Source organism: Streptomyces sp. NPDC058000 (assembly GCF_042886435.1).
GTDB lineage: Bacteria > Actinomycetota > Actinomycetes > Streptomycetales > Streptomycetaceae > Streptomyces.
The window spans coordinates 35,328-61,310 of sequence record NZ_JBHVQS010000053.1 but is presented as its reverse complement, the minus strand read 5'-3'; the positions used below and the strand labels follow the sequence as shown (position 1 = coordinate 61,310).

Below are 25,983 nucleotides of genomic sequence, written 5' to 3'. Positions count from 1 at the left end.
ACGCCCGGTTACATTTCGAACCCGGAAGCTAAGCCTTTCAGCGCCGATGGTACTGCAGGGGGGACCCTGTGGGAGAGTAGGACGCCGCCGAACAAATTTTGAAAAAAGCCTCGTTCCCCGAGTTTCGACTCGGGGAACGAGGCTTTTTTGCGTTGTGCTCCCGGGATAGGTAGGTACGCTCGATGGATGCGCTATGACCTGATCATTTTCGACAATGACGGCGTCCTGGTGGACAGCGAGCCGATCTCCAACCAGCTCCTTGCCGGCTACCTCACTGAATTGGGGCATCCGACCACGTACGAGGAATCGCTGCGCGATTTCATGGGTGGGTCGGTGCAGCGTATTCGCGATGTCGTGCGGGAGAAGTCCGGGCGGATGCTGCCGGCGGACTTCGAAGCCAGTTTCCACACGCGGGTTTTTGACGAGTTCCGTCGGCGGCTGCAGCCGGTACCGGGTGTGGAGACGGTGTTGGAGAAGCTGGCTGCGGATGGTGTGCCGCACTGCGTCGGGTCGTCGGGGAGTCATGAGCGGATCCGGGTGGCGCTGACGAAGACCGGGCTGTTCGAGCGGTTCGGCGAGGGCCGGATCTTCTCGTCGCAGGACGTGGGACGGGGAAAGCCGGCGCCCGATCTGTTCCTGCACGCGGCGAAGGAGATGGGCGTCGAGCCCGGTCGGTGTGCCGTGGTCGAGGACAGTCCGCTGGGAGTGCAGGCGGCGGTGGCCGCCGGGATGGATGTGTACGGGTTCACGGCGATGACGCCGGCGGTGAAGCTGGCGGAGGCCGGGGCGACCGCGCTGTTCACCGATATGGCGGAACTGCCGCAGTTGTTGCAGTAAGGGTGGTGGGTGCGGGCCGGCTCCGCAGCCTGGATGGGGGTAACTCCTCGTACGTCAGTCGGAATTTGGTCAGTGATCCATCTACCCAGCGGTAGCCCGGAGTTCTAGGCTGACCGGCCATGACGCCCCCTCAGGTACCGGGAGCTCGGCTGCGGCACGGCCGGGTCTCGCTCGCCCTCAGCTTCTTCGTCCAGGGGGCGGTCTTCGCCCTGCTGGTGACCCGGATACCGGCGATCCAGGTGCGCTACGGGATCTCGGACAGCCTGCTGCCGGCCTTCCTGGCGGCCGTTCCGGTGCTCGCCGGGGTCGGCAGCGTCGGCACCGAGCACCTGGTGAAGCGGGTCTCGCCCAGCACCGTGCTGCGCTGCGTCCAGCCGGTGGTGTGCCTGGCGCTGCTGGCCGTCGGGGCGGTCAGCTCGTTGGTACAGGTGGCGGTGGCGCTGGCCGCGTTCGGGCTGACGGTGGGTGCCCTGGACGCGTCGATGAACATGCTAGGGGTGAGCCTCCAGCGGGCGTACGGGCGCAGCATCATGCTCGGTTTCCACGCCGCGTACAGCCTGGGCGGGATCGTCGGGGCCTCGCTGGCGTGGGCGGGGGCGCATTGGCGGCTGTCGCTGGTGCTGCTGTACGGGCCGGCGGTGGCGGTCTTTGTTCCGCTGGTGCTGGTCATCGGCCGGTGGTTCGTTGGCCGGGAGGGGCGGGGCGAGGGGGACGAGCGGGACGCGTCGAACGGAGGCGGAGACGGGGGCGGTCGGGCGGCGGCCGGGGCACCGGTTGCCATGCGGCTGCTGCTGCCGCTGTGTCTGGTGATGGCGTTCACGTATATCGGCGACTCGACGGTCTCCAACTGGAGCGCGAAGTACCTACAGGACGTCCTGGGCAGTTCGGAGCAGCTGGCGACGGTTCCGTACAACGTCTACATGGTGACGACGCTGCTCGGGCGGACCGTCGGTGATCTGGGGGTGCGGCGCTTCGGGGCGGTCCCGGTGGTGCGGACCGGAACCGTGGTCGCGGCGGCCGGCTTCGCGGTGGTGGCGGCGGCGCCGGGTGCCTGGGTCGGGATGGTGGGGTTCACCCTGCTGGGGCTCGGCCTGTGTGTCATCGTGCCGCAGACCTTCGCGGCGGCCGGGCGGTACGCGGTGGAGCAGGGCGGCCCGGGTGCTTCGGACCCGACCATCGCGCGACTGAACATCTTCAACTATGTCGGTTTTCTGATCGGTTCCCCGCTGGTGGGCGCACTGGGGGACAGCTGGAGCTACCGCGGCGCGATGCTCGTACCGATGGCCCTGGTACTGGTGACATTGGTGTACGCCCGCTCGTTCGGGTCGTCCCCGGCCAGATACGGTGACGACCATGAGCGGCCGCGCACAGCTGATGTGGGACGAGGCAGTAACGGGCTATGACTTCGGGCCGGGGCATCCGATGGACCCCGTCCGGCTCGCCCTGACGATGCGCCTGGTGGAGGCGTATGAGCTCCACCGCGGGCCGCTGGAGGTGGTGGCCGCCAAGCCGGCCGGCGACTCCACGTTGCGCCTGGTGCACCGCGAGGACTACATCGAGGCGGTCCGTCGGGCCTCCGCCGACCCGGATTCCGCGGACATCGCGTACGGGCTGGGGACCGAGGACGATCCGGCGTTCGTGGGCATGCACGAGGCGTCGGCGCTGATCGCCGGGCAGTCGGTGGGCGCCGCGGAGGCCGTCTGGCGCGGGGACGCGCAGCACGCGGTGAACTTCGCGGGCGGGCTGCACCACGCGATGCCCGGCGGCGCGTCGGGGTTCTGCGTCTACAACGACGCGGCACTGGCGATCGCCCGGCTGCTGGAACTGGGGGCCGAACGGGTGGCGTACGTGGATGTGGACGTGCACCACGGTGACGGCGTCCAGGCGGCGTTCTGGGAGGATCCGCGGGTGCTGACTATCTCGCTGCACGAGCATCCGAGGACGCTGTTCCCGCAGACCGGCTGGCCGGAGGAGACCGGTGGGGAGGGCGCGGAGGGCAGTGCGGCGAACGTGGCGTTGCCGGCCGGGACCGGTGACGCGGGCTGGCTGCGGGCCTTCCACGCGGTGGTGCCCGAGCTGCTGGCCGCGTTCCGGCCGCAGGTCCTGGTCACCCAGCACGGCGCCGACACCCACTTCGAGGACCCGCTCGCGCATCTCGCGGTGAGCCTGGACGCGCAGCGGGCGGTGGCCGAGTCCTGCCACGCGCTGGCCCACGAGCACGCGGAGGGCCGCTGGGTCGCGCTCGGGGGCGGCGGCTATGCGGTGGTGGAGGTGGTGCCGCGCAGTTGGACCCATCTGTCGGCGATCGCCGGGCACCGACCGATCGACCCGACGTCGTCGGTGCCGGAGGCGTGGCGGCACGAAGTGTTCCGTAGGACGCGGCAGTTGGCGCCGCTCCGGATGACGGACGGACGTACCCCGCACTGGCGGGATTTCGCCGACGGCGGTTACGACCCGGCCGACCGGCTCGACCAGGCGGTGCTGGCCACTCGGCGGGCGGTGTTCCCGTCCCACGGTCTGTTGCCGTGAGGCGGTGGCGGGTGCCGTAGGGGGTGTGGGAACAGATGCCGTAGGGGGTGCCGGCGCCCCCTGCGGAGCCACAACCTGGCCGGGGCGAGGGGTATTCCGGCCCGCCGCCAGGCCGTACGGCGGGCCGCTGCCTCCGGGTACGGGCCGCTCCAGGGAGCCCTGAGGAAGGCCGCCCCGAGGAAGGCCGCCCGCGAGAAGAGGGTCTGGCCAGGGGGAGAAGTGCTGCCCCAGATGTGTGACTACCCGTCGGTTAGGGCATCCGCTGTCCGGTCAACCGGTCAGCATGGGAGCCGTGTTGGGCACCTGGGCGCTGCGGGCGCACCTGATCGAGGCGCGGCTCGCGGGGACGATCGCGACCACGCGGGAGCAGAGCCTGCGGCGCTACCGGCTTTTCGCGGCCCGTGATCCGCGGGTCCTGCTGGGGCTGGATCCCGAACGGGACTGGTCCTACAGCGACGTTCTGCGGCTGATGGGGCAGAAGTGCGGGATTTCGGACGATCCCGCGCACACTTCCGGCCTGGATGTGATCGACCCGGATCGGACGGTCGCCGGGCTGGACGCCTTCGCCGACCGGGTCGCCGCGGCGGCCGGCCGGCGGGTTCCGGTGCTGCTCGGCACCGGCCACCCGCACCGGCTGCTGGAGTTCTACGTCGCCCTCGCAGACGCCCTCTCGTCGGCGGGCTGCCCCGTTCTCACCCCCGCGCATGGCCACCGTGTCGACATAGCGACCCGGTTCGGAGTACGCACCCGGGTCCTCGATTACGTACGGGGAGTCGCGCTGATGCGTGAACCCGGCGTGCGGGGCGCACCTGCGGAGGGGGGCGTGCACACCCATTCGCCGCTCCCGGTGCGGACCGCTCTGGGCGTCGCCGCGACGTCCGCGGGACCACTTCCGGGGCTGGTCATCGGGGACCACGGTTGGGTCTGCGGAGCAGGTCAGCTGGGCATCGAGGCGATCGGGCTGGCGGATACCGACGACCCCGCGCCGTTCGTCGGGGAGGCGGAGGGACGGCTGTCCGCGGTGGTGCCGCTCGATGATGCCGCCCGGTCCGTGGACTACCGCCCCCTGGCGCACTATGTCCTCAATAGGGCTAATCTGTCCGGATAGGCGGCCGTTCGCTGCTCCTCTTCCCCACTCGCATCACCCGCCCCTAATCTGGGGAGTGAACGCATGGCGACGAAGAGTCACCGGAGGGGAAGCCGGTGCCCGTCTTATGCGGAAGGTGCAGGTGTGTGATGGCTGCGGACCAGAGGCCGTTGAACGAGGTTGTGTTTCTGACAGTGGCGGAAGTTGCCACGGTGATGCGAGTGTCGAAGATGACCGTGTACCGCCTGGTGCACAGCGGTCATCTGCCCGCGATCCGCGTGGGGCGGTCCTTCCGGGTGCCGGAGCAGGCGGTCCACGACTATCTCCGCGAATCGTATGTGGGGGTGGAGTCGGCCTGACGGTCCCTTCGACGCCCCTCGGATTACGCGGTACGGCCGGCGCCGGGTACCCTGGCCCGATGTAGGTAGTGTGGGCTCGGACGCCCCGCACCGAGTGATTCGAAGTGAGCGAGGGTAGTCGTGGGCTCTGTTATCAAGAAGCGGCGCAAGCGGATGGCTAAGAAGAAGCACCGCAAGCTGCTCAAGCGCACCCGCGTCCAGCGTCGTAACAAGAAGTAAGCGACGCTGATCGCGATTTCGCGGCCCCCCATCGCCTTCGGGCGGTGAGGGGCCGCGGTGCTTTTGTGGGCCGTATGGACGGTGGCGGTACGCAAATGTCGTTACGGGCATCGTGCGGTCATCACTGCGCAACACCGACCCGATAGCGTGAGCTGCACAGCTCGGCGCAGGCGGAAGCCGCGGCGGTAAGGAGGGCCGATCTTGGGCAACGTCGTGCTCGTCACGGGCGCCGCACGGCAGCTGGGGGGCCGGTTCGTCCGCCGGATCCAGCGCGATCCCGACGTCGACCGGGTGATCGGGGTCGATGCCGTGGCACCGGCGCATCATCTCGGCGGGGCCGAATTCCTCAAGGCCGACATTCGGCATCCGGCGATCGCCCGGGTCCTGGCCGAGACGGGCGTCGACACCGTGGTCCATATGGACATCCACGGCACGCCCCTGGGCAGCCGCGGCGGCCGGGCCTCGGTCAAGGAGACCAACGTCATCGGCACCATGCAACTGCTCGGCGCCTGCCAGAAGGCGCCGAAAGTCCAGCGCGTGGTGATCAAGTCCAGCACCAGCGTCTACGGCTCCGCACCCCGCGACCCGGCCGTCTTCACCGAGAACACCCCGCCCAAGTCGCTGCCCAGCGGCGGCTTCGCGAAGGACACCGTCGAGGTCGAGGGGTACGTCCGCGGCTTCGCCCGGCGCCGCCCCGACGTGGCCGTCTGCGTCCTGCGGTTCGCCAACATCCTCGGTCCGTGCGCGGACTCCCCGCTCGCCGAGTACTTCTCGCTGCCCGTCCTGCCCACCGTCCTCGGTTACGACCCGCGGCTGCAGTTCGTCCACGAGGACGATGCGATCGACGTGCTGCGGATCGCCGCCGCCGAGCCCTGCCGCGGCACCCTCAACAGCGGCACGTTCAACATCGCGGGGGACGGCGTCCTGCTGCTCTCGCAGGTCTCCCGGCGCCTGGGCCGGCCCACGCTCCCGCTCTTCCTGCCCACCGTGACCTGGGCCGGTACCTTCCTGCGGTCCCTCGGCATCACCGACTTCTCGCCCGAGCAGATCCGGATGCTGACCCACGGCCGGGTCGTCGAGACGACGCAGATGCGCGAGACACTGGGTTTCCGTCCCACGTACACGACGGCGGAGACCTTCGAGGAATTCGCCCGCAGCCGTGGACCCGGGCTGCTGCCGCCCGAGTCCCTCGCCCGCACCGTCGACCGGCTCGCCGGCGTGCTGCCCGCACGTCGCGGCGCGAGCCAGTGAGGAGTTCAGCCACGATGGCGGACGCCAAGGTCATTCCCTTCGGCGAGGAACCGCGGGCGCGCCGCAAGGCCCGGCGGGCCGGGCGCAGCGGGCGTGGCACGGCGCTGGCGCCCGTACCGGAGGCCCGCACCGACCCGGAGCAGGCGCCGGCCCAGCGGCCGGTCGGCGGCCGGACCCTGGACGAGCGGATCGCGGGCGGGCTGGCCTTCCTGCGCCGCCGGATCACCGGTGACTACGAGGTCGACGACTTCGGCTACGACAAGGAGCTGACCGACCAGGTCCTGATGTCGCTGCTGCGGCCGGTGTACGACAAGTACTTCCGGGTCGAGGTGAAGGGGATGGAGAACATCCCCGCCGAGGGCGGCGCGCTGATCGTCGCCAACCACTCCGGGACGCTCCCGCTGGACGGCCTGATGCTCCAGGTCGCGGTGCACGACAATCACCCGGCGCAGCGGCACCTACGGCTGCTGGCGGCCGACTTGGTGTTCGTCCTGCCGGTGATGAACGAGCTGGCCCGCAAGGCCGGGCACACTCTCGCCTGCGCGGAGGACGCCCAGCGGCTGCTGGAGCGCGGGGAGATCGTCGGGGTGATGCCGGAGGGCTTCAAGGGCATCGGGAAGCCGTTCGCGGACCGCTACAAGCTCCAGCGCTTCGGGCGGGGCGGCTTCGTCTCCACGGCGCTGAAGGCCGGGGTGCCGATCGTGCCGTGCTCGATCGTGGGCGCGGAGGAGATCTACCCGATGATCGGGAACGCCAAGACCTTGGCGCGGGTGCTGGGGCTGCCGTACTTCCCGATCACGCCGACCTTCCCGTGGCTGGGGCCGCTCGGTGCGGTGCCGCTGCCGACGAAGTGGACGATCCAGTTCGGCGAGCCCATTCCGACCGACGGCTATCCGGCGGAGGCGGCCGACGACCCGATGCTGATGTTCAACCTGACCGATCAGGTCCGGGAGACCATCCAGCACACCCTGTACAAGCTGCTCGTGCAGCGGCGCTCGGTGTTCTTCTGAGGTAGGACCGGAAGAACACCGAGCGCCGGTGGGTCGTGCGCCGGCCGCCGCGGGACCGCGCCGCGGCGGGCCGGCTACTTGGACAGGTTGTCGCCGTCGATCCCCAGGTCGGGGAGGAGCCCCGGCAGCAGCGGCGGCAGCGTGACGTCCGGGTGACCGGCGCCCTCCTTGCCGTGGCTGCCGTCGTGCGGTGAGGCGCTGCCCTTGCCGGGTGGGCCGAGCAGACCACCCGTATTGCCGCCGAGCAGGCCGTCCTGCTGCTGGGACGGCGAGGCCGAGGGGCGCGGGGCCTGCTCGGCGGTGCCGGGGGAGTCGGACGCGGATTCGTCGCCGGCCGGGGACGAGCGGTGGCCGCTGCTGGCGGCACCTCCGTCGGCCGGCGTGTCGCGGTGGCGGTTGCGGACGGCGTCCGGGCCCGGCGGGAGCAACGACCGCAGCGGGCCGACCTCATCGTCTATGGCGTCGAAGACCGAACTGACCTCGTCGCGCACGTCGGTGAGCTGCACCGGGAGCCGGTCGCGCAGCTGCGTCCAGGTGTCGCGGTGCGACTTGGTGAAGGAGTTCAGCGCCTGGATGGGGCCGAGCGAGCCGTCGCGCTCGTAGGCCGCGTGCAGCAGGCGGTGTCCTTCGCCCGCGTCGTGGCGGACGCCGGCCAGCGCCCTGCGGACCTCGCCGAGTGCCTCGTGATCGAGCTGCGCGGACCGGCCCCGCTCCATCAGGCGACGGGCCTCCAGCATGCGCGTGGACGCCTGGTCGAGGTAGAGCCGGCCACGGTCGGAGTCGTCGTCGGCCATGGTGAGCTGGAGGTCCTCCATGCCGCGCTTGAGGCCGTAGAGGGAGTCGCCGGGGAGGGCGTCGGTACTGGCCATGGCGACGCCGCTGAACGCGCCGGCGGCGACGCCGACCGTCAGGCCGCCGGCCGCCAGCCCCTTGGAGAGCCGGGAGCGCGGGCGCAGTCGGCCGAGTGATTTCGTGGCGCGGTGTGCGCCCTTGGCTTCGCGTTGGTCCGGCACCCGGGCGTCGCCGGACGTGGCGCCTTCGGCGAAGGCGGCCTCCATCGCGGCGATGAGCTGGGCACGCTGGACGGTTTTGACCTCGGCGGCCATCTCCGGCTTCGGGAGCTCCCCGAGGCCGTCGGCGACCGCCAACAGCTGTGCGTCGACCGGCGCCTGCGCCGGATTGTCGACCTGGTCCTCGGCCGCCGCGCCCCTGAGCACCTGCTCCTCCAGGGCCTGGGCGAAGGCGTTGGCCCGCCGGTGTACCGAGACATTCGCGATCACGGGCGGCACCTCCTCTCGTCATCCCGCTCGACTCCCCGGACTGGCATTGACTATCCAGACGGGCCGGATGGTTGCACGCCGTTGTCCGTGGCCACTCGAAGGAGTGAGAGGCGGCGGACATGGCGTGACCGCGTGGAGCCTGCATCCCGCACAACGAGCGGCTCGGCACTCGGGTTACGCACTCACGATGATCTGACCGTCAGGGCATGGCTGGTCACCAACGGTGAGCGGTGGGCGGGGTGTTGGGGGTGCCGGAGGGGTCGGGCGGTGTCAGCGGGCGTCTTCTGGGAGGAGCCGCGCCAGGGTGCGGACGGCTCGGTACTGGAGGGTCTTGATGGCGCCCTCGTTCTTGCCCATGACGCGGGCGGTCTCGGCGACCGAGAGGCCCTGGAGGAAGCGAAGGGTGACGCATTCCTGCTGTTGGGGGTTGAGCTTGCGTACCGCCTCCAACAGGGCGGCGTTGGAGAGGGATTCGAGGACCGAGTCCTCGGGGCTGCGCTCGACCTCGTTGGCGTCGAGCATCTCTCCGGTGGTGACTTCCAGGCGGAAGCGGGAGGACTTGAAGTGGTCGGCGACGAGGTTGCGGGCGATGGTCACCAGCCAGGCGCCGAAGTCCCGCCCCTGCCAGGTGAACGTACCGATGCGGCGCAGGGCGCGGAGGAAGGTCTCACTGGTGAGGTCCTCGGCCGTGGCGCGGCCGCCCACGCGGTAGTAGATGTAGCGGTAGACCGTGTCGGCGTACTGGTCGTAGAGGCGGCCGAAGGCGTCGGCCTCGCCGGCCTGCGCGCGTTCGACGAGGTCCATCATGCGACGGCTGTCGCTGTCCGCGGGGCGCCGTGCGGTGGTGGTGCCGGTACCGGCGCGGCGGGTTCTGCCGGCGGTGGTGGCCTTGCCGACCGCGGCGCTGCCGTCAGCCAACGCGTAGCAGGGGCTGGTGGGGACGGCTGTGGCGAATGCGGGGACGGCGTACGCGGTGGGGACAAAACTGCGCAGGTGGTCGACGAGTGTCGTACGCAGCGTAGCCAGGCCCGAGGCGTCAACCCCGACGTGTGGGTACACGGGACTCCCAGAGGCAGAGCTTCCATCACGTGCAGTGCGGGACCGTTCACTCGTCGTAGGGACGTGTGGGTTCCGGAATGCGTCTGAGGAGAATAACGCTTCGTACAGGCAGCGCTACACCCAGTTGCTCAAATCATCGATTACTTACGATCCGTGTCCGGTTGGTGGCGGATCAAGTATCGAATGCTGAGCAACTATTGATCGGAAGGGAGCGCAATCTGCCTGGTTGGAGGGCGTGTTGTGGCTAACCGCCAGGAAAGGGACTGACGGGGCGACGGCGGGGGTAGGGAGTGCGGATGGCCCGCCGCCGGGCCCGGCGATCAAGGGTGGTCAGCGACGGCGGCGCTGGAGGGCGGCGGCGGCCGCCGCGCCGCCGGCGAGTGCGCCCACCGCGGCGGCCGCCGGGATGCCGATCCGGACCGCCTTGCGCCCGGTCCGGTAGTCGCGCAACCGCCAGCCGTGCTCCCGGGCGTGCTTGCGCAGTCGGGTGTCGGGGTTGATCGCGTAGGGGTGGCCGACGAGCGAGAGCATCGGGATGTCGTTGGCCGAGTCGCTGTAGGCGGCGCAGTGCGACAGGTCCAGGCCCTCGGCGCCGGCCAGTGCGCGCACCGCCTCGGCCTTCGCCGGGCCGTGCAGTGGCTCGCCCACCAACTTGCCGGTGTAGACCCCGCCGACGGACTCGGCGACCGTGCCGAGGGCGCCGGTCAGGCCCAGCCGGCGGGCGATGATCGTCGCGGTTTCGACGGGGGCGGCGGTCACCAGCCAGACCTTCTGGCCGGCGTCGAGGTGGGCCTGGGCCAGCGCGCGGGTGCCGGGCCAGACGCGCTCGGCCATGTACTCGTCGTAGATCTCCTCGCCGATCGTCATGAGTTCGGCGACGCGGTGGCCCTGGACGATGGAGAGCGCGCTGTTGCGGACGTCCGCCATGTGCTCGGGGTTCTCCGAGCCGGCCAGCCGGAAGTAGACCTGCTGCCAGGCGAAGCGGGCCAGGTCGCGCTTGTGGAAGAAGCGCCGCTTGTACAGGCCGCGGCCGAAGTGGAAGAGGGCGGCGCCCTGCATGACGGTGTTGTCGAGGTCGAAGAAGGCGGCCGCGCTGGTGTCCCCGGCGACCGGGAACTCCGGCTCGGCCGGGGCCTCGACGGGTGGTGCCTCCTGGGACGACTTCCGGGCGGCCTCGGCCGCGGCCTCGCCGGCGAGCACACTGCGTGCCGTGGCGGGCCGTCTGCGGCGGGTGAACCACCCCGTGGGGAAAAGCGCCCCGGCGGGGCTCCGGTCGGGGCGGTGAGCGGGCGACGGGCGGGCCATGCGGCTAGCGTAGCCAGTTTGTTCGGTGCAGCCGGTTACGGGCGCGTGTCCGGAAGCATCAGGGCGCTCTACGGTTGCGTTACGGCCACCCGAAGGGCGCCTGCGGGGTGGGCGGGCCCCACCGGGCGGAGGTGCTCAGGCGCCCAGTGCGGTGCGCAGGCGTTGGGGGTCGACCCGCCAGAAGTCGTGCTGGGCGCCGTCCACGAGGACGACCGGAATCTGCTCCCAGTACTTGTGGTGCAGCTCGGTGTCCTCGGTGATGTCCTTCTTCTCCCAGGACGCGCCGGTCTCCGCGCATACCTTCTCGATCACCGCCTGGGCGTCGTCGCACAGGTGGCAGCCCGGCTTTCCGATGAGGGTGACCATCCGGTCGGCGGGGTTCTTGCGGGGGGCGCGGCTGAACAAGGGGGCCATGGGGCCATTGTGCCGGTTCGGGCGGCGCTCCCGGCGGGCGGATTCGCTTACCATCGATGGGCGATTTATAGGTTTCCGGGGGTATAGCGGTGAGGAGTGAGGGCGCGTGCTCTCGTCGGTGCTGCCGCGAATCGCCGGTGGCGCGCGTGAACGGTGTGACGTGGGAGTTGGTTCCGCGGACCCCCTTAAAAGCTGCGTGAGCCCCATCACTTTGGCCGGACAAAGCGGACACCATCTTTGTGCACGCGTTCACAAAGACATAGCCTGCAAGAGACAGGGCGGTCGGGTTTCTGGCGGTCGCCCGCAGCCCCGCTCTACCCGCAGGAGCACCGTGGCAACTGGCCGAACTCACCGACCGGCGACCCGAAGCCGAGGCATCCCCGAGGCCACCGTCGCCCGGCTACCGCTGTATCTGCGTGCCCTGACCGCGCTCTCCGAGCGTTCGGTCCCCACGGTGTCCTCCGAGGAGCTCGCGGCCGCGGCGGGAGTCAACTCCGCGAAGCTGCGCAAGGACTTCTCCTACCTCGGTTCCTACGGGACCCGGGGCGTCGGCTACGACGTGGAGTACCTCGTCTACCAGATCTCGCGGGAGCTCGGCCTCACCCAGGACTGGCCCGTGGTCATCGTCGGTATCGGTAACCTCGGCGCCGCGCTCGCCAACTACGGCGGCTTCGCCTCCCGCGGCTTCAGGGTCGCCGCGCTGATCGACGCCGACCCGGCCATGGCCGGTAAGCCGGTCGCCGGCATCCCGGTCCAGCACACCGATGAGCTGGAGCAGATCATCCAGGACAACGGCGTCTCGATCGGCGTGATCGCCACGCCGGCCGGCGCCGCCCAGCAGGTCTGTGACCGCCTGGTCGCCGCCGGTGTCACCTCGATCCTCAACTTCGCGCCGACCGTGCTGACCGTCCCGGACGGGGTGGACGTCCGCAAGGTCGACCTCTCCATAGAGCTGCAGATCCTCGCCTTCCACGAGCAGCGCAAGGCGGGCGAGGAGACCGGCCAGAGTGGTCCGGAAGCGACGGAGGGCCCGGAGGGCACCCCGACGCCCGCGGACCGTGCCACGGCCGCCGCGACCGACCGCAAGGGACCTGACGGGGACGTTCCCGCCGTGATGCCGGCATGAGTCTCCTCGTCGTCGGGCTGAGCCATCGCAGTGCGCCGGTGAGCGTGCTGGAGCGGGCCGCGCTCGCCCCGGAGAGCCGCGGCAAGCTGCTGCAGGACGTGGTGTCGGCCGAGCCGGCCACCGAGTCCGCGGTGCTCTCCACCTGCAACCGCATCGAGGTCTACGCCGACGTGGACAAGTTCCACGCCGGTGTCGCCGAGCTGTCCACCCTCCTGGTCCGCCACAGCGGCGTCAGCCTGGAAGAGCTGACCCCTTATCTCTACGTCCACTACGAGGACCGTGCCGTCCACCACCTCTTCTCGGTGGCCTGCGGCCTGGACTCCATGGTGGTCGGCGAGGGCCAGATCCTCGGGCAGATCAAGGACGCGCTGGCCGTCGCGCAGGAACAGCACACCGCCGGGCGGCTGCTCAACGACCTCTTCCAGCAGGCCCTGCGGGTCGGCAAGCGCGCGCACAGCGAGACCGGCATCGACAAGGCCGGCCAGTCGCTGGTCACCTTCGGCCTGGAGCAGCTGGCCGGCGGCGCGGACGTCGCCGGTTGGGCGCACGGCAAGCGGGCGCTGGTGATCGGCGCCGGCTCGATGTCCTCGTTGGCCGCCACCACCCTCGTCCGTAGCGGCGTCGGTGAACTGGCCGTCGCCAACCGGACGGTGGCCCGCGCCCGGCGACTGGTGCAGATCCTCACCGAGCCGGGCGCGCCGGGCGCGGCCACCGGGCTGACCGCCCGCGCCCTCGCCATGGACGCCGTCGAGGCGGAGCTGGCCCGTGCCGACATCGTCATCTCCTGTACCGGGGCGGCCGGACTGGTGCTGACCGGCGAGCGGATCGCCGCCGCGCTGGCCGGGCGCGACGACCGGATGTGGCTGCTCGACCTGGCCATGCCGCGCGATATCGACGCCGCGGCGCACCGGATCGACGGGGCCCGCCTGGTCGACATCGAGTCGCTGGCCGAGGCGTCCGCCGATGCGCCGATGGCCGCCGACGTGGACACGGTGCGCGGCATCGTCGCCGACGAGGTCGCCGCGTTCGGCGCCGCCCAGCGGGCCGCGCACATCACCCCCACCGTGGTCGCCCTGCGCACCATGGCCGCGGACGTCGTCAGCAGCGAGATCGCCCGGCTCGACGGCCGCCTCCCCGACCTCGACGACAAGCAGCGGGCGGAGATCACCCAGACCGTCCGCCGGGTCGTCGACAAGCTCCTGCACGCGCCTACGGTGCGGGTCAAGCAGCTCGCCAGCGAGCCCGGCGGTGCCGGATACGCGGACGCCCTGCGGGAGCTCTTCGATCTCGACCCCCAGACGGTCGCCGCCGTCAGCAGGGCCGACACCCGAGCCGACCAGCACGACGCAGCACGGGAGCGGGCATGAACGACAGCACGATGAGCCCCCTGCGACTGGGTACCAGGCGCAGCAAGCTCGCCATGGCCCAGTCCGGGCAGGTGGCCGAGGCGGTACGGGAGCTGACCGGCCGCCCCGTCGACCTGGTGGAGATCACCACGTACGGCGACACCTCCCGTGAACACCTGGCGCAGATCGGCGGCACCGGCGTTTTCGTCTCGGCGCTGCGCGACGCGCTGCTGGCGGGCGAGATCGACTTCGCCGTCCACTCGCTGAAGGACCTGCCGACCGCGCAGCCCGCGGAGTTGGCCCTGGCGGCCATACCGGTGCGCGAGGACCCCCGGGACGCGCTGATCGCCCGGGACGGGCTCACCTTCGAGGAGCTCCCCGACGGCGCCCGCGTGGGCACCGGCTCGCCCCGGCGGATGGCGCAGCTCAACGCCTGGGCCCGGACGCTGGGCCGGCGCATCGAGACCGTTCCGGTCCGCGGCAACGTCGACACCCGGATCGGCTTCGTCGAGAAGGGCGAGTTGGACGCGGTCGTACTGGCCGCCGCCGGCCTCACTCGGATCGGCCGGATCGACGAGGCGACGCAACTGCTGTCGCCCGACGTGGTTTTGCCCGCCCCCGGCCAGGGGGCACTGGCGATCGAGTGTGTCGCGGCCAACGCGCACCTCGTCGCCTCGCTCGCCGAGCTCGACGACCCGGTCACCCGGGCCGCCGTGACCGCCGAGCGTTCCCTGCTCGCCGCCCTGGAGGCCGGCTGTTCCGCCCCCGTGGCGGCCTTGGCCGACCTGCAGGTCGACGAGCAGGTTGTCGAAATGCACCTGCGGGGAGTCGTCGGCACGCTCGACGGCAGCACGCTGGTGCAGCTGTCCACCACCGGGCACGTACCTGCCTCTCTTGACGATGAGTCGGTCCCGCTTCACATGGGCCGGGAACTCGCCGTCGAGATGCTCGCAAAGGGTGCGGCCGGTCTTATGGGGGAGCGAGCACATTGAACCCCACCGCCCCAAACCACTCCGCCTCTGGTCAGGTCACCTTCCTGGGTGCCGGGCCGGGAGACCCGGGTCTGCTGACGTTGCGGGCCGTGGAGGCACTGGCCTCCGCGGACGTCCTCATCGCCGACCCGCACGTCCTGGACGTCGTGCGTGTACACGCACGCGCACAGGTGGACACTCCGTTGCAGGTGTCAACTGACGAGGCGTCAATCCTCGGTAGTTCCCCTGGCGTTTCGGCTCTTCGGGACACCGCCAATCTTGTCATGGCGGCCGCCCGTGCGGGCAAGCGGGTCGTCCGTGCCGTGACCGGTGACCCCGGGCTCGACGGCTACGTCGCCGAGGAGATGCTGGCGTGCGCCGCCGAGGGCATCGTCTTCGAGGTCATCCCCGGCATCGCCGCCGCGGTCGGCGTGCCCGCGTACGCCGGTGTGCCGCTGCGCGATGCCCAGGGCACCGACGTGCGCTTCATCGACGCCCGCAGCGCCGACGACCGCTGCTGGTCCGAGCTGGGCACCAGCGACGCCACCGCGGTGGTCTCCACCACCTTGGACTCGGTGGCCGCGGCCGCCGGGGAACTGGTGGCGGCCGGCCGCAAGCCGGACACCCCGATGACCGTCACGGTCGCCGGCACCACCACCCGGCAGCGCACCTGGACCGCCACCCTCGGGAGCGTCGCCCAGGTGCTCAAGGCCGCCAAGGTGCTGCCGTCCCCGGACGGCGGTCAGCCGGTCATAGCCGTGGTCGGCGAGCGCAGCGCGGCAGCGCAGCGCGACCAGCTCTCGTGGTTCGAGAACAAGCCGCTGTTCGGCTGGCGGGTACTGGTCCCGCGGACCAAGGAGCAGGCCGCGTCGCTCTCCGACCAGCTTGTCTCGTACGGCGCGGTGCCGCACGAGGTCCCGACCATCGCCGTCGAACCGCCGCGCACCCCGCAGCAGATGGAACGTGCGGTCAAGGGCCTGGTCACCGGCCGCTACGAGTGGATCGCCTTCACCTCGGTCAACGCCGTCAAGGCCGTCCGGGAGAAGTTCGAGGAGTACGGGCTGGACGCGCGGGCGTTCGCCGGGATCAAGGTCGCGGCGGTCGGCGAGCAGACCGCCAAGGCGCTGGTCGCCTTCGGCGTGAAGCCGGACCTGGTGCCCAGCGGCGAGCAGTCCGCGGCCGGGCTGCTGGAGGACTGGCCGCCCTACGACCCGGTCTTCGACCCGATCGACCGGGTGTTCCTGCCGCGCGCCGACATCGCCACCGAGACGCTGGTGGCCGGGCTGATCGAGCTGGGCTGGGAGGTCGACGACGTCACCGCCTACCGGACCGTGCGGGCGTCGCCGCCGCCGGCCGAGACCCGCGAGGCGATCAAGGGCGGCGGCTTCGACGCGGTCCTGTTCACCTCGTCCTCGACCGTGCGGAACCTCGTCGGGATCGCCGGCAAGCCGCACAACGTGACCGTGATCGCCTGCATCGGCCCGGCCACCGCCAAGACCGCCGAGGAGCACGGGCTGCGGGTCGACGTGATGTCGCCCGAGCCGTCGGTGCACAAGTTGGCCGAGGCGCTCGCGGACTTCGGGGCGGCGCGGCGCGATGCCGCGCTGGAGGCCGGCGACCCGGTCACCCGCCCCAGCGAGCGTCGGCCCGGCTCGCGCCGGCGGGCCCGTAGCTGAGCGGCAGTACGTACGGCTCTGAAGGGCGCCCCTTTCCGGGGCGCCCTTCTGCTTGTTCGCCGGGCCCCGGCCCGGAGGGTTTCGCGGCCCGGCCGGCCGACGTTGCGTCGGCAAAGGCGGGTGCGGGGCGGGCGTAGCGTGGGCGGTATGACGAAGTACGGAAGCTTCCCGGGTGCGCGGCCGCGACGGCTGCGCACCACCCCCGCCATGCGGCGGATGGTCGCGGAGTACCGCCTGCATCCGGCCGACCTCATCCTGCCGGCGTTCGTGCGGGAGGGTATCGCCGAGCCGGTGCCGCTCGCCGCGATGCCGGGCGTCGTCCAGCACACCCGCGACACGCTGCGCAAGGCGGCCGTCGAGGCGGTCGAGGCCGGGGTCGCCGGAATCATGCTGTTCGGTGTGCCGGAGGACGCGAAGAAGGACGCGGCCGGTACGGCGGGCACCGATCCGGACGGCATCCTCCAGCTCGCCATCCGGGACGTGCGGGCCGAGGTCGGCGACGACCTGGTGATCATGTCGGACCTGTGCCTCGACGAGTACACCGACCACGGCCACTGCGGGGTGCTGGACGCCGAAGGGCGGGTCGACAACGACGCGACGCTGGACCGGTACGCCGAGATGGCGCAGGTCCAGGCCGACGCGGGCGTCCATGTGGTGGGCCCCAGCGGCATGATGGACGGTCAGGTCGGCGTCGTCCGGGACGCGCTGGACCAGACCGGCCACGAGGACGTCTCGATCCTGGCCTACACCGCGAAGTACACGTCGGCGTTCTACGGGCCGTTCCGCGAGGCGGTGGGCTCGTCGCTGAAGGGCGACCGCAAGACCTACCAGCAGGACCCGGCCAACCTCCGTGAGTCGCTGCGCGAGTTGGCGCTCGACCTTCAGGAGGGCGCCGACATGGTGATGGTCAAGCCGGCGCTGCCCTACCTGGACGTCCTGGCGAAGATCGCGGACGAGGTGGACGTGCCGGTCGCCGCGTACCAGATCTCCGGTGAGTACGCGATGGTCGAGGCGGCTGCCGAGAAGGGCTGGATCGACCGCGACAAGGCGATCCTGGAGACCCTCACGGGGATCAAGCGGGCCGGCGCCCAGATGATCCTCACCTACTGGGCGACGGAGGTCGCGCGGAAGCTGGGTTAGGCCCTGGCTGACGCGCCGCGAAGGGGCCCCGGGTGCCGTGATCGGATTGCGGCGGCCGGGGCTTCGTCATGGCGGCTCCGCGGCCCGTGGCGGACCCGGTGAGCGCCGTCCGGGCCGTCGGGTCACCGGACCAGGGCGTCGGCCCGGTTCGCCTGCCAGTAGGTGACGCACGCCGAACTGTCCATCCTGGCGGAGGCCGTGGGGGTGGCGGTGGTGGCGCTGCGGGGCTTCGCCGCCGGCGCGGGGGCGGACGGTGCGGGGTACGGCCCGGCGGTGCCCTCGATGCGTACGCCCGATCCGTCGTGGTGGCCGCACGCCGTGAGCGAGAGCGCGGCGAGCGCGCCCGCCGCGGTGGTGAGCAGGCGGGTACGGGGGCGGAGGAGGCCCGGGGTGCGCATGGCTGAATCTCTCTGTCCGTGTGGCTGGATGGCCCGTGTGACCGGGGAGACGCGCGCCATTCGACCCGTTGCGGGGAGCGGCGTGCTGGGATGTCCTCAGCCTGTGCCTTGTTCCGTCCCAGTGGCCAGCGCGGCCCGGGAGGTAGGGACGCTGGAACGTTCGTACCGACTCTGACCTGGGAGAACGGGCGCGGCTTGGAAGGGCGGGGTGGAATGGAGGGGCGCGTGGGGGCGGGGGATCTTCCCGCATTGCTGCGGGAACTGAAGGTGCGGTCGGGGCTGAGCTATGCGGCGCTCGCCAAGCGGCTGCACGTGAGTACGTCGACGCTGCACCGGTATGTGAACGGGACCGCCGTGCCGACGGAGTTCGCACCGGTCGAGCGCTTGGCGCGGCTGTGCCGGGCGACTCCGGAGGAACTGGTGGAGGTCCACCGGCGGTGGATCGTGGCGGACGCGGCACGGGGGCGGCAGCGAGCGGAGGCGGAGCCGCGGACGGGGCCGGGGGCGGTGACGGGGGCGGGACCGGTGGCCGAGCCCCGGTCGGAGCCGGAGCCGGGGCCGGAGTTGGAGCCGGGGGCATCCCTTGCGTCGAGTGCCCTCGCGCCGGCGGTCGGGTCCGCGTCCCGCTCGCGCGCATCCCGTACGCGGCGGCTCGCCGCGCTGGCCGGTGTCGGTGTCGTCCTCGTGCTGGGGGCCACCGCCCTCGCCGTCCGGGGCGGGTTCCCGGCGTCGGGGGACCACGTCGGGAGGACCGCCGCGGGGGCGTCGCCGGGCGCGGCCGAGCGGCCGGTACCGAGGACGCCGGGGAGCGGTGGGCCGGGCCCGTCCTCGGGCGCGACGCACCAGAAGGGCAACGACGGCAACGACGGCAACAAGGGCGACACGGGGGAGCGCAGCACGGGTGAGGGCGTCGAGGACGGCGGCCCCGTGGCGTCCGGCGGCCCGACCCAGGACGGTACGGCAGCCGCCGGCATCCCGCTGACGGTGTCCACCCAGCCGCAGTACTGGGGCAGCCCCTGCGGCCACCCCTACCTCGTCGACCAGACCCCGGACCGCATCGCGCCACCGCCCAACGAGCAGGACGCCCCCGGCTGGGTGTCCGCACGCGGGGCGGTGTCCGCGGGCAAGCAGACCGTGCGGCTGACCGTCCAGGGCACGGGCGGGGACACCGTCGTCCTGGAGTCCCTGCACGTCCGCGTCGCCGGCACCGACGTGCCGCTCTCCTGGAACGACTACGCGATGGGGTACGTCGGCGTCGGCTGCGGCGGCAACGTACCCAAGCACTCCTTCGACCTGAACCTCGACGCCGGGGTGCCCCGCCTGGCCTCCGAGGCGGGGAAGAAGGACGACTTCCCCTACACGGTGAGCGCGAGCGACCCCGAGACCTTCTACGTCGACGCGACCGTCGAGGACCACTACGTGAGCTGGTACCTGGAGTTGGAGTGGTCCAGCGGCGGGCGGCACGGGACGGTGCGCATCGACGACGCCGGGGAGCCGTTCCGCACCAGCGGCGACGGGGGCCGGCCGCAGTACGGGTACTCCCTCGACAAGAAGCGGTGGGTGCGGATCCGGCGCGAGCCGAACGGGGCCGAGTACGAGGTGTCGGCCGGCGGGTGAACGACCGAGCCCCCGTACCGCACTCCGGGTGCGGTACGGGGGCCCGGTCGTCGCTGGGCGGGGTCCGTCCTACAGCCGCTCGGGGGTGCGGATCCCCAGCAGCGCCATGCCCTTGTGCAGGGTGCGGGCGGTCAGGTCGCACAGGAAGAGGCGGTTCTCCACCTGCTGCGGGGTGTCCGCCTTCAGGACCGGGCACTGGTCGTAGAAGGTCGTGTACAGCGACGCCAGCTGGTAGAGGTACGCGGCCAGCTTGTGCGGGGCGTACTCCGCCGCCGCCTCGGCGACGGTGGAGCCGAACGCGTCCAGGTGCAGGCCCAACGCCCGCTCCGCCGGGGCGAGTTCGAGCTCCCCGTGGGCGACCGGACCGGTCTCGCCGGCCTTGCGCAGGATCGACTGGATCCGGGCGTACGCGTACTGGAGGTACACGCTGGTGTCGCCGTTGAGCGACACCATCTGGTCCAGGTCGAACTTGTAGTCCCGGCTCGGCGACGTCGACAGGTCCGCGTACTTCACCGCGCCGATGCCGACCTGCGCGGCCCGCTCCTGGATCTCGTCCTCGGTGAGGTCCTGGGCCTTCTCGCGCACCACCTCGGCGGCGCGCTGCACCGCCTCGTCGAGCAGGTCCTCCAGGCGCACCGTCTCGCCGGCCCGCGTCTTGAACGGCTTGCCGTCGGCGCCGAGCACCGTGCCGTAGCCCATGTTGTGGGCCTTGACCTGGTCGTTCAGCCAGCCGGCCCGGCGGGCCGCCTGGAAGACCATCCGGAAGTGCAGCGACTGGCGGACGTCCACGACGTACAGCAGCGTCGTCGCCTTCAGGTCGAAGACGCGGTTGCGGATCGCCGACAGGTCGCTCGCCGCGTACCCGAAACCGCCGTCCGCCTTCTGCACGATCAGCGGGACCGGCTTGTCGTCCTTGCCCTTGATGTCGTCGAAGAAGACCACGAGCGCGCCTTCGGAGCGGACGGCGACGCCCGACTCCTCCAGCATCCGGGCCGTCTCGGCCATCATGTCGTTGTACGCGGACTCGCCGACGATCTCCTCGTCGCGGATCTCCATGTCCAGCTTCTCGAAGACCGAGTAGAAGTAGACCTTCGACTCGTCCACGAACCGCTGCCACAGGTCGAGGGTCTGGGCGTCGCCGGACTGGAGGGCGACGACCCGCTTGCGGGCCCGCTCCTTGAACTCCTCGTCGGCGTCGAAGACCGCACGCGACGCCTTGTAGACCCGGTTCAGGTTCGACATGGCCTGTTCGCCGTCCACGTCGGCGGCCGGGGCCAGCTGGTCCGGGTTCTCGATCAGGTACTGGATGAGCATGCCGAACTGCGTGCCCCAGTCGCCGATGTGGTGGCGACCGATCGTCTTCTCGCCGGTGAAGTCCAGCATGTTGCGCAGGGCGTCGCCGATCACCGCGGACCGCAGGTGGCCGACGTGCATCTCCTTGGCGACGTTCGGCTGCGCGTAGTCGACGACCGTCGTACCGGTCGTGGCCGCGTACGGCACGCCCAGGCGGTCGTCGGCGGCGCGTGCGGCGAGCGTGGCGAGGATCGCCCGGTCGGCGACGGTGATGTTGAGGAAGCCGGGGCCGGAGACCTCGACGTCGGCGAGGACGTCGTCGGTGCCGAGCGTCTCGACGACCTTGCCGGCCAGCTCCCGCGGGTTGCCCCCCAGCTTCTTGGCCAGCGCGAGCAGGCCGTTGGCCTGGAAGTCGGCCCGGTCGCTACGTCGCAGCAGCGGGTCCGCGGCGCCGGCCTCCGGCAGGGCTGCCGAGAGGGCGTCCGCGACGCGCTGGTTGACCGTAGCTGCGAGGGAGGGGACCGAGGCCATTGAACTGCCGTTCCGTTGGGGGGAAAGGGTTTGCCCCGAGTATCCCACGGCCCTACCACTGAATTTCTGTGCGGCGGGCGTCTGGGAGAATGGGCTCTGTCAGGCTTTTGTCCGTCCGGACCGTTCCGCCCGTGCCGCGGGTGACGGAGCGCGGCACCGGAGGGCGCGACAGGGCGCATCGTAAGAGCACCGGGACACCAGCAAGAGAGAGGGCCGATCGTGGCTCAGCAGAGCACCGAGACCGACTGGGTCTCCAGGTTCGCGGACGAGGTCATTGCCGAGGCGGAGCGCCGCGCCCCCGGCAAACCTGTCGTCGTCGCCTCGGGCCTGAGCCCGTCCGGCCCGATCCACCTCGGCAACCTCCGCGAGGTGATGACCCCGCATCTGGTCGCCGACGAGATCCGCCGCCGCGGCATCGCCTGCGAGCACGTCCTGAGCTGGGACGACTACGACCGGTACCGCAAGGTGCCGGCCGGCATCGACCCGTCCTGGGAGGAGCACATCGGCAAGCCGCTGACGGCCGTGCCCGCCCCGCCCGGCAGCGCGTACGCCACCTGGGCCGAGCACTTCAAGGCGGCCATGGAGGAGTCCCTGGCGGAGCTGGGGATCGAGTACCAGGGCGTCAGCCAGACCGCCCAGTACACCTCCGGCGCCTACCGCGAGCAGATCCTGCACGCGATGAAGCACCGTGGCGAGATCGACGCCGTCCTGGGCCGCTACCGCACCAAGGACAAGGCCACCGGTAAGCCGAAGAAGCAGCAGCAGAAGCCGGTGGACGAAGCGGAGCTGGAGGCGGCCGAGGGCTCCGGTGCGGCCGCCGAGGACGACGGCAGCGCCGGTGGCGCGGGCTACTTCCCGTACAAGCCGTACTGCACGGTCTGCAACAAGGACTTCACCAAGGTCATCGCCTATGACGACGCGACCACGGAGATGGCCTACGAGTGCGTCGCCTGCGGCCACTCCGAGACCGTGGCGCTGCGCGAGTTCGACCACGGCAAGCTGGTCTGGAAGGTCGACTGGCCGATGCGCTGGGCCTACGAGGGCGTGGTCTTCGAGCCGTCCGGCGTGGACCACTCCTCGCCCGGCTCGTCGTTCGTCGTCGGCGGCCAGATCGTCCGCGAGGTGTTCGGCGCCGACCAGCCGATCGGCCCGATGTACGCCTTCGTCGGCATCAGCGGCATGGCGAAGATGTCCTCGTCCAAGGGCGGGGTGCCCACCCCGGGCGACGCGCTGAAGATCATGGAGGCGCCGCTGCTGCGCTGGCTGTACGCCCGGCGCAAGCCCAACCAGTCCTTCAAGATCGCCTTCGACCAGGAGATCCAGCGGCTCTACGACGAGTGGGACAAGCTCGCGGCCAAGGTCGCGGACGGCACCGCGCAGCCCGCGGACGCCGCGGCCTACACCCGGGCCATCGGCACCGCGGCCGGCGAACTCCCGCGGACGCCGCGCCCGCTGCCGTACCGCACGCTGGCCTCCGTCGTGGACATCACCGCGGGCCACGACGAGCAGACCCTGCGCATCCTGAGCGAGCTCGACCCGGAGAACCCGGTCACGTCCCTGGACGAGACCCGGCCGCGGCTCGACAAGGCCGAGCACTGGATCAGCACCCAGGTCCCCGCCGACCAGCGCACCGTCGTCCGCGACGAGCCCGACGCGGAGCTGCTGGCCTCCCTGGACGACCAGTCCCGGGGCGCGCTGCGGCTGCTGCTCGACGGCCTGGACGACCACTGGTCGTTGGACGGCCTGACGACCCTGGTCTACGGCGTCCCGAAGGTCCAGGCGGGCCTGGACCCGGAGGCCAAGCCGACCCCGGAGCTGAAGGTCGCCCAGCGCTCCTTCTTCGCGCTGCTCTACAACCTCCTGGTCGGCCGGGACACCGGCCCCCGGCTGCCCACGCTGCTGCTCGCGGTGGGCGCGGACCGGGTCCGCAAGCTGCTGGCCGGCTGACGGGAGGAGGCCCGGCGGGTCTTCTCCTACCTGAGAGCGAGAACGGGTTCGGCCCCGGGGACGACGGTTCCCGGGGCCGAACCCGTCACGATGGCTGGATGAGGGGAATCATCGGTTTTGTCGTCATGCTCCAGGGTGCGCTGGGCCTCTTAGGCCTGCTCTTCTTCGACGGCCCCTGGGGCGTGCTCCGGCACTGGGTGGACCTGCAATGGCCCGCCTACGCCGGGGTCTTCGCCGCGGGCGCGGCACTGATGGCGTGGGGGGAGTGGGACCGCAAGCGGAAGGGCGAGGGGGAGGCCGCGTAACGGGGGTGCGGGGCCCGCCCGTTCACCGCTCGCCGGGCTCGCGGTTTAAGGGATGTGTTCCGCCTCCACCTCCATGCGGAAGCGGGCGCGGAACTCGCGGATGAAGCCGCGCAGATAGTTCTCGCTGAGCGGGCCGCCGTCGCGGCCCTGGTACCCGTAGAACTCCAGTAGGTAGCGGCCGAATTGGCGGGAGTCGGGGAAGGCGTTCTTCTCCGCCACGTACGTGCGGAACGCGGCGAAGTACTTCTCGTCCCGGGGCGCGTCGTCGGCGGGGCTCCCGGTGGGGAGGTCGCCGGGGCCGTCTTCCGGTACGTCGTCGGGGAGCGCGGCACCCGCGGTGCCCAGGGGGCGACTGCGCCCCGGGCCGACCGGGACGGTCAACTGGGGGGTGGGGGCGGGGAGTTCGGGCTCGCTCGGGGGGTCCGGTGCGGGGGCGGGTGCGGGGGTTTCCGCTATCGGGTGCGGGCGCGGCTGGGGGGTGTCCGGGTGTGCGGCGGGGTGTGCCGGTTCCTGGCCGGGGGGTGCGGGGGCCGAACCCGACGCCGGATCCGTCTCCGATTCTGTCGCTGTCGCTGTCGCTGTCGCCGACGTCGACTCTGGCTCCGTCTCCGGCTTGAGCCCCGGTTCCGGCTTCTGCTCCGGCGGCTCGGGCGTGGCGGCCGGGAGGGCCTCCGGTCCCAGGTGGGCGGGGGAGAGCGCGGGGGAGAGGGGGCCGTCCGCTGACAGGGCGAGCCCGGCCGCGGCCAGCCCGGCCGGTGCGGTCTTTGCCAGCGGGACGCCGTACCGGGCCAGCCGCAGCGGCATCAGCGATTCGACGGGGGCGCGGCGGCGCCAGGCCCGTCCGTAGCGGGCCCGGAGCCGCGCCTGGTAGATGAGGCGGTCCTGTTCCAGCTGGATGACCTGGTCGTAGGAGCGCAGTTCCCACAGCTTCATCCGGCGCCACAACCGGAAGGTGGAGGGGAAGGCGAGCAGCCAGCGGGCGAGCCGGACGCCCTCCATGTGCTTGTCGGCGGTGAGGTCGGCGATCCGGCCGACGGCGTGCCGGGCGGCCTCCACGGCGACGACGAACAGCACCGGGATGACCGCGTGCATCCCCACACCCAGCGCGTCGGGCCAGGCGGCGGCCCCGTTGAAGGCGATGGTCGCGGCGGTCAGCAGCCAGGCGGTCTGGCGCAGCAGCGGGAACGGGATGCGGGTCCAGGTCAGCAGCAGGTCCAGGGCGAGCAGGACCACGATGCCGGCGTCGATGCCGATCGGGAAGACCGCCGCGAAGGCGCCGAAGCCCTTCTTCTCGGCCAGGGCGCGGACCGCGGCGTAGGAGCCGGTGAAGCCGATCGCCGCGATCAGGATCGCGCCGGCGATCACCACCACGATCAGGATGCGGTGCGTACGGGTCAACTGCGCGGTCTGTGTCGCGGACACCCGCGGTCCCTCCCCGGACTCGGCGAATCGGCGCGCATAGCGTTGCACACCTGTTCCTGCCGGGCCGGGGAGGGCCGGGTCGGGGCGGTCCCCCGGGCCGTCAGACCTTGTTGGCCTTGGTCGCGGCGGTGATGGCTTCCTTGGCGGCGGCCTGGGCGGCCTTGAGGAGGTCGTTGCCGTTGGGGGTGTCGGCGCCGGCCATGCCCGCGCCGTTGTAGTTGATGGTGACGACGATGTTGGCGGTGCGCGCCACGATCGTCGTGTTCTTGAAGTCGTTGCCGTCCTTGGCGATGTCGTAGGTGATGGCGGTGGCCGCGTCACCGGTGCCCGCGGTCGGCACGGCGGCGACCTTCTTGGCGCCCTTGGTGCCCTTGGCGTCGTTGACCTGCTGGGTGAAGAAGTCCGTGGCGCGCTTCTCGCCCGAGCCGACGGTCGGGTCGGAGTCGTAGCGCTGGAAGGCGACGTCCAGCCAGCGGAACTGGGTGCCGTCGACGCCCTGCTCGTCCGAGCTGCTCCAGGAGCAGGCGCCGCGGGCGGCGGTGTCGGTGGACTTGCCCTGCGTGCCGGCCGCGTCCTTCACCTTGGGCAGCAGCTCGTCGAGGGTGCCCTTGGAGAACGCCTCGCAGGCGTTCGGCAGCTTCTTGAACTTCGCGGCGGCGACGGTCGGCGACGGGCTGCCGGCGGTGGCGCTGGACGAGCCGGAGGGAGTGCTGTCACCGGAGCTCTTGCTGTCCGAGCCGGAGCACCCGGCGACGAGCAGCATCGGCACTGCTGCGCAGGTGAGGAGGCTGGCGAGTCGCTTGGCTGATCGGTGCATGGTTCCTTCGCTGTTCGTCGTCGTCGAGTCGGTGCGGACCCTTG

The 25,983-nt window shown here is 71.4% G+C and carries 24 protein-coding genes and 1 rRNA gene; 17 read left to right on the top strand and 8 right to left on the bottom strand.

The window, feature by feature from the left end:
* The 9 genes from rrf to ACFVT2_RS34100 form a co-directional block, all read left to right on the top strand.
* Positions 1–93 (top strand): 5S ribosomal RNA (gene rrf / locus ACFVT2_RS34140); the annotation flags it as partial.
* Between the two features lie 93 nt (positions 94–186).
* A complete protein-coding gene (locus ACFVT2_RS34135; protein WP_390024335.1) occupies positions 187–837 on the top strand; it encodes an HAD family hydrolase in 651 nt (216 codons plus the stop codon).
* 119 nt (positions 838–956) lie between these two features.
* The gene (locus ACFVT2_RS34130; protein WP_390024334.1) at positions 957–2,240 is read left to right on the top strand and encodes an MFS transporter; all 1,284 of its coding nucleotides are present in this window, start codon (positions 957–959) and stop codon (positions 2,238–2,240) included.
* Positions 2,191–3,366 carry an acetoin utilization protein AcuC gene (locus ACFVT2_RS34125; RefSeq protein ID WP_390024332.1) on the top strand — a complete coding sequence of 392 codons (1,176 nt, stop codon included), beginning with the start codon at positions 2,191–2,193 and terminating at the stop codon, positions 3,364–3,366. The genes ACFVT2_RS34130 and ACFVT2_RS34125 overlap by 50 nt, the downstream gene beginning before the upstream one ends.
* A gap of 292 nt (positions 3,367–3,658) precedes the next feature.
* The gene (locus ACFVT2_RS34120; protein ID WP_390024330.1) at positions 3,659–4,474 is read left to right on the top strand and encodes a phosphatase; all 816 of its coding nucleotides are present in this window, start codon (positions 3,659–3,661) and stop codon (positions 4,472–4,474) included.
* A gap of 128 nt (positions 4,475–4,602) precedes the next feature.
* Positions 4,603–4,812, top strand: a complete 210-nt coding sequence (locus tag ACFVT2_RS34115) for a helix-turn-helix domain-containing protein (RefSeq protein WP_014144137.1) — start codon at positions 4,603–4,605, stop codon at positions 4,810–4,812.
* Positions 4,813–4,932: 120 nt separating this feature from the next.
* Positions 4,933–5,031, top strand: a complete 99-nt coding sequence (locus ACFVT2_RS34110) for a 30S ribosomal protein bS22 (RefSeq protein ID WP_003948845.1) — start codon at positions 4,933–4,935, stop codon at positions 5,029–5,031.
* Between the two features lie 201 nt (positions 5,032–5,232).
* Entirely contained in the window at positions 5,233–6,282 is a 1,050-nt protein-coding gene (locus ACFVT2_RS34105; RefSeq protein ID WP_390024328.1) for an NAD-dependent epimerase/dehydratase family protein, read from the top strand.
* A 14-nt stretch (positions 6,283–6,296) separates the two neighbouring features.
* Complete coding sequence (locus ACFVT2_RS34100; protein WP_390024326.1) at positions 6,297–7,292, top strand: lysophospholipid acyltransferase family protein; 996 nt, start codon at positions 6,297–6,299, stop codon at positions 7,290–7,292.
* A gap of 74 nt (positions 7,293–7,366) precedes the next feature.
* On the opposite strand, the gene ACFVT2_RS34095 is transcribed toward ACFVT2_RS34100, so the two are convergent.
* The 4 genes from ACFVT2_RS34095 to ACFVT2_RS34080 form a co-directional block, all read right to left on the bottom strand.
* Complete coding sequence (locus ACFVT2_RS34095; RefSeq protein WP_390024324.1) at positions 7,367–8,572, bottom strand: DUF5667 domain-containing protein; 1,206 nt, start codon at positions 8,570–8,572, stop codon at positions 7,367–7,369.
* Between the two features lie 270 nt (positions 8,573–8,842).
* Positions 8,843–9,631 carry an ECF subfamily RNA polymerase sigma factor, BldN family gene (locus ACFVT2_RS34090; RefSeq protein ID WP_390024322.1) on the bottom strand — a complete coding sequence of 263 codons (789 nt, stop codon included), beginning with the start codon at positions 9,629–9,631 and terminating at the stop codon, positions 8,843–8,845.
* A gap of 330 nt (positions 9,632–9,961) precedes the next feature.
* Positions 9,962–10,831, bottom strand: coding sequence for an HAD family hydrolase (locus ACFVT2_RS34085; protein WP_390024345.1), 870 nt, complete (start codon positions 10,829–10,831; stop codon positions 9,962–9,964).
* A gap of 240 nt (positions 10,832–11,071) precedes the next feature.
* Positions 11,072–11,350 carry a glutaredoxin family protein gene (locus ACFVT2_RS34080; RefSeq protein WP_390024320.1) on the bottom strand — a complete coding sequence of 93 codons (279 nt, stop codon included), beginning with the start codon at positions 11,348–11,350 and terminating at the stop codon, positions 11,072–11,074.
* 331 nt (positions 11,351–11,681) lie between these two features.
* On the opposite strand from ACFVT2_RS34080, the gene ACFVT2_RS34075 reads away from it, so the two are divergent.
* From ACFVT2_RS34075 to hemB, 5 genes are all read left to right on the top strand, one after another.
* Positions 11,682–12,476 carry a redox-sensing transcriptional repressor Rex gene (locus ACFVT2_RS34075; RefSeq protein WP_390024318.1) on the top strand — a complete coding sequence of 265 codons (795 nt, stop codon included), beginning with the start codon at positions 11,682–11,684 and terminating at the stop codon, positions 12,474–12,476.
* On the top strand, positions 12,473–13,843 hold the full coding sequence (locus ACFVT2_RS34070; RefSeq protein ID WP_390024316.1) for a glutamyl-tRNA reductase: 1,371 nt from the start codon (positions 12,473–12,475) through the stop codon (positions 13,841–13,843). The genes ACFVT2_RS34075 and ACFVT2_RS34070 overlap by 4 nt, the downstream gene beginning before the upstream one ends.
* On the top strand, positions 13,840–14,814 hold the full coding sequence (gene hemC / locus ACFVT2_RS34065; protein WP_390024314.1) for a hydroxymethylbilane synthase: 975 nt from the start codon (positions 13,840–13,842) through the stop codon (positions 14,812–14,814). Before ACFVT2_RS34070 ends, hemC begins: the two co-directional genes overlap by 4 nt.
* Positions 14,811–16,469: a uroporphyrinogen-III synthase gene (locus ACFVT2_RS34060; RefSeq protein WP_390024312.1), complete on the top strand. Its 1,659-nt coding sequence runs from the start codon at positions 14,811–14,813 to the stop codon at positions 16,467–16,469. The genes hemC and ACFVT2_RS34060 overlap by 4 nt, the downstream gene beginning before the upstream one ends.
* 147 nt (positions 16,470–16,616) lie before the next feature.
* Positions 16,617–17,609, top strand: a complete 993-nt coding sequence (hemB, locus tag ACFVT2_RS34055; RefSeq protein WP_390024310.1) for a porphobilinogen synthase — start codon at positions 16,617–16,619, stop codon at positions 17,607–17,609.
* A gap of 122 nt (positions 17,610–17,731) precedes the next feature.
* Here the strand turns inward: hemB and ACFVT2_RS34050 are convergent, their stop codons facing one another.
* A complete protein-coding gene (locus ACFVT2_RS34050; RefSeq protein ID WP_390024308.1) occupies positions 17,732–18,007 on the bottom strand; it encodes a hypothetical protein in 276 nt (91 codons plus the stop codon).
* 225 nt (positions 18,008–18,232) lie between these two features.
* Between ACFVT2_RS34050 and ACFVT2_RS34045 the strand changes: the two genes are divergently transcribed.
* Positions 18,233–19,624: a helix-turn-helix domain-containing protein gene (locus tag ACFVT2_RS34045; protein WP_390024306.1), complete on the top strand. Its 1,392-nt coding sequence runs from the start codon at positions 18,233–18,235 to the stop codon at positions 19,622–19,624.
* A gap of 69 nt (positions 19,625–19,693) precedes the next feature.
* Here ACFVT2_RS34045 and argS read toward each other — a convergent pair whose 3' ends face one another.
* Positions 19,694–21,448, bottom strand: coding sequence for an arginine--tRNA ligase (argS, locus tag ACFVT2_RS34040; protein ID WP_390024304.1), 1,755 nt, complete (start codon positions 21,446–21,448; stop codon positions 19,694–19,696).
* A 219-nt stretch (positions 21,449–21,667) separates the two neighbouring features.
* Here argS and lysS point away from each other — a divergent pair, with 219 nt between their 5' ends.
* A complete protein-coding gene (gene lysS, locus ACFVT2_RS34035; RefSeq protein WP_390024302.1) occupies positions 21,668–23,395 on the top strand; it encodes a lysine--tRNA ligase in 1,728 nt (575 codons plus the stop codon).
* Between the two features lie 98 nt (positions 23,396–23,493).
* On the top strand, positions 23,494–23,700 hold the full coding sequence (locus ACFVT2_RS34030; RefSeq protein ID WP_390024300.1) for a hypothetical protein: 207 nt from the start codon (positions 23,494–23,496) through the stop codon (positions 23,698–23,700).
* Between the two features lie 45 nt (positions 23,701–23,745).
* On the opposite strand, the gene ACFVT2_RS34025 is transcribed toward ACFVT2_RS34030, so the two are convergent.
* Both ACFVT2_RS34025 and ACFVT2_RS34020 read right to left on the bottom strand, forming a co-directional pair.
* Complete coding sequence (locus ACFVT2_RS34025) at positions 23,746–25,122, bottom strand: DUF2637 domain-containing protein (RefSeq protein WP_390024298.1); 1,377 nt, start codon at positions 25,120–25,122, stop codon at positions 23,746–23,748.
* 100 nt (positions 25,123–25,222) lie between these two features.
* Positions 25,223–25,939, bottom strand: a complete 717-nt coding sequence (locus tag ACFVT2_RS34020) for a DUF3558 domain-containing protein (RefSeq protein ID WP_390024296.1) — start codon at positions 25,937–25,939, stop codon at positions 25,223–25,225.
* Positions 25,940–25,983: the final 44 nt, after the last annotated feature.

Excerpts from the sequence above, each read along its gene's own strand:
- ACFVT2_RS34030 (WP_390024300.1), top strand. The coding sequence starts at position 23,494 with ATGAGGGGAATCATCGGTTTTGTCGTCATGCTCCAGGGTGCGCTGGGC.
- ACFVT2_RS34130 (WP_390024334.1), top strand. The coding sequence starts at position 957 with ATGACGCCCCCTCAGGTACCGGGAGCTCGGCTGCGGCACGGCCGGGTC.
- ACFVT2_RS34080 (WP_390024320.1), bottom strand. The coding sequence starts at position 11,350 with ATGGCCCCCTTGTTCAGCCGCGCCCCCCGCAAGAACCCCGCCGACCGG.
- hemC (WP_390024314.1), top strand. The coding sequence starts at position 13,840 with ATGAACGACAGCACGATGAGCCCCCTGCGACTGGGTACCAGGCGCAGC.
- ACFVT2_RS34050 (WP_390024308.1), bottom strand. The coding sequence starts at position 18,007 with ATGCGCACCCCGGGCCTCCTCCGCCCCCGTACCCGCCTGCTCACCACC.
- ACFVT2_RS34115 (WP_014144137.1), top strand. The coding sequence starts at position 4,603 with ATGGCTGCGGACCAGAGGCCGTTGAACGAGGTTGTGTTTCTGACAGTG.
- hemB (WP_390024310.1), top strand. The coding sequence starts at position 16,617 with ATGACGAAGTACGGAAGCTTCCCGGGTGCGCGGCCGCGACGGCTGCGC.
- ACFVT2_RS34135 (WP_390024335.1), top strand. The coding sequence starts at position 187 with ATGCGCTATGACCTGATCATTTTCGACAATGACGGCGTCCTGGTGGAC.
- ACFVT2_RS34100 (WP_390024326.1), top strand. The coding sequence starts at position 6,297 with ATGGCGGACGCCAAGGTCATTCCCTTCGGCGAGGAACCGCGGGCGCGC.
- ACFVT2_RS34070 (WP_390024316.1), top strand. The coding sequence starts at position 12,473 with ATGAGTCTCCTCGTCGTCGGGCTGAGCCATCGCAGTGCGCCGGTGAGC.
- ACFVT2_RS34125 (WP_390024332.1), top strand. The coding sequence starts at position 2,191 with ATGAGCGGCCGCGCACAGCTGATGTGGGACGAGGCAGTAACGGGCTAT.
- ACFVT2_RS34020 (WP_390024296.1), bottom strand. The coding sequence starts at position 25,939 with ATGCACCGATCAGCCAAGCGACTCGCCAGCCTCCTCACCTGCGCAGCA.
- argS (WP_390024304.1), bottom strand. The coding sequence starts at position 21,448 with ATGGCCTCGGTCCCCTCCCTCGCAGCTACGGTCAACCAGCGCGTCGCG.